Genomic DNA, 2,628 nt, shown 5'->3' on the forward strand with positions numbered 1-2,628 from the left:
TTATTTTACAAAGGGCTTCCAGTGATCATTACAAATTAACAAGAGGCATGCCCAGATACAGTGTTTTTAAAGAAAAGGGGAAATGGACACAAACACCCCCTGATTATGCAGATGCCATTGAACCTAATTGGAATAAGATTCAACCATTATTGATGGATAGTGCTGCTAAATTTGCACCCCCCGCGCCACCTGCGTATAACTTAACTAAATCAAGTGACTACTATAAAGAATTAAAAGAGGTATACGAGGTAAGTAAACATATTACTAAGGAGCAAGACACCATTGCGCATTATTGGGATGACAATTCATTGGTTTCTGAACATAAAGGGCATTTAACCATTTCTACTAAGAAAACAACACCTGTAGGGCATTGGATGGGTATTGTTGCCATATTAACTGGAAGTAAAGCAGCAGATAAAATACTTTCTGCTCGCGTATATGCGTTAAGCTCCTGTGCAATATTTGATGCATTCATTTCATGTTGGGATGAAAAATACAGGAGCAAAACAGTGCGGCCTATTACGGTAATTAGAGAAACGATGGAATCGGAATGGAATGCATTATTGCAAACTCCCCCATTCCCAGAATATACAAGTGGCCATAGTGTTATCTCTGCAGCAGCAGCAACTGTATTAACCAATCAATTTGGCAAAAATTATGCATTCCGAGATACCACTGAAAAGCAATACCTGGGTATGGAACGATCGTTTGCTTCCATAGAAGAAGCCTCCAATGAAGCTGGAATAAGTCGCTTATATGGGGGCATTCATTTTAGATCTGCAATAAAACAAGGAAAAGAGCAAGGTGAGAAAATAGGTGCATTATATAATACCGTATTCATCAACCATTTTAATAAGAAATAAACAATGAAAAAAATAGTTTTGTGGGTAATCGCTTTTCTGGTCATTAGCTTTTGTGTGGTGAAATTACTGCCTACAACTAAAACAGTATCGGAAACGGTAGACGTAGACTGTCCGATAGACGCATTAAACAGAAATATATCCAATCCTAACAATTGGAATAAATGGTGGCCAGGAAAAAAATTAAGCAATGGAAATTATTCCTTTCATGATAAAGAAATCGTGATTAAAACATTTCTACTGAATGGATTTGCCGGGGAAACTCAAAGTGGTGGGAAACAAATAAAAATCGACCTTCAGGCACTTACCATTTCATCTTATACCAGTCAAATTAATTTAACAACCCAGTATCAATTCTCCTCCAACATAGTTACAAAATTAGTTCAATATATATCTTTACTAAAAGACAAATCGGAATTTACCAAATTCTTGCATCAAGTACAGACTGATTTCTCTTCTTTAGAAAAAATCTATGGGTTTACTATTGAAAGGCAAAAAGTACCCAATTCCTCCTATATTTCTATAAAAACCTCATTCGATCACTATCCCACAACAGAAGAAATTTATTTACAGATTCATGAATTAGAAAAATATATTGAGTTACAAAATAGCAAGGCAATAAATGCTCCAATACTTAACATTCATACAGATAACAATAAAGAGTATGAAGCAATGGTGGCAATTGCAACAGATCGAGACCTTCCCTCAAACAACAAATATTATCTAAAAAATATGATGTTGGGTAATATTATGGTAGCTGAAGTAAAAGGAGATCGCAAAAGAATAGACGAGTGTATTCAGGCTATGAAATATTATATTAGTGATTATAAAAAATCATCCCCAGCAATATACTTCGAGCGTTTAATTACTAATAGGCTTGATGAGAAAGACAGTACCAAGTGGGTAACTACAATCAACTATCCCATTTTCAACTGATCATTTAAATGCAATAACCTGAACAGTGTTATTGTTTCTTGCGAGTATATAGGCAAGTCGATTACCGATTGAAATTCGTTGAATTTTTCTCACTTCGCCTGTAATAGCTAATCCATTAAGTGTAGAAAAGCCGAAAGTATTATCTTCGTTTTTAATTAGTACCGACCCAAAATCAGCATCTTGTCGCCCCAATTCTACATTGTTAGCATAAAAGTTTCCCATCAATAAGGTAGCTATTTCACTGTCTTTATAAGTTTGAATGGTTGCTGCGGCTTTTAATGTGCTTAGCTGAAATGGGTAAGGTAATGCGTTAGCAGAGAAATTCATGTTACCGTTGTTAATAAAAACTGTATTTTCAAAACAGTTCACCGATAATTGTTTAGACTCGTTGATTTTATTTTTACCAAATAAATCATTGATATCCGCTTTAGCAAAATCAGCTGCATATAGAAACTTCTTTTTTAAAAAAGGCATCTTTTTTTCTAATTGGATTTTACTGGCAAATGGAATTTCTTTTCCCTTCACATAGTAAGTCATTACTTGCTCAGTAGAGCCATTGTCGTCAAAATCGTTGATATATAGTTTTACTGGCTGGTCTACGGATGCCTTTAATCTACTGTTTAATCCATAGTTGCCAGCTACAATATCAATATCACCATCATCATCTACATCAGCAGGATAGAGCATTTGCCACCATCCTTTTTGGGAGCTAATTTCTTTTTTTGTATACCCTTTGGTTGATTTGATAAAGCAATCTACTCCACCCCATTCATAGCTTAATAACAAATCCTTTTCCTTATCCGCATTCATATCAATCCACTTAGCATCAGTT

General features: G+C 35.0%; 2 protein-coding genes and 1 pseudogene. 2 read left to right on the forward strand and 1 reads right to left on the reverse strand.

The features are described from left to right. Together ACOYLT_RS11480 and ACOYLT_RS11485 are read left to right on the forward strand one after the other, a co-directional pair. Positions 1 to 863: vanadium-dependent haloperoxidase (locus ACOYLT_RS11480; protein ID WP_422853980.1), on the forward strand; the 863-nt coding region annotated here is incomplete at its 5' end. A gap of 3 nt (positions 864 to 866) precedes the next feature. Continuing rightward, positions 867 to 1,796, forward strand: a complete 930-nt coding sequence (locus tag ACOYLT_RS11485) for a hypothetical protein (protein WP_422853981.1) — start codon at positions 867 to 869, stop codon at positions 1,794 to 1,796. Here ACOYLT_RS11485 and ACOYLT_RS11490 read toward each other — a convergent pair. Continuing rightward, a pseudogene (locus tag ACOYLT_RS11490) lies at positions 1,797 to 2,628 on the reverse strand (hypothetical protein); the annotation flags it as partial. It lies immediately after the preceding gene.

It is taken from the genome of Flavobacterium sp. (genome assembly GCF_049318185.1).
Taxonomy (GTDB): Bacteria; Bacteroidota; Bacteroidia; order Flavobacteriales; family Flavobacteriaceae; genus Flavobacterium.

Excerpts from the sequence above, each read along its gene's own strand:
- ACOYLT_RS11485 (WP_422853981.1), top strand. The coding sequence starts at position 867 with ATGAAAAAAATAGTTTTGTGGGTAATCGCTTTTCTGGTCATTAGCTTT.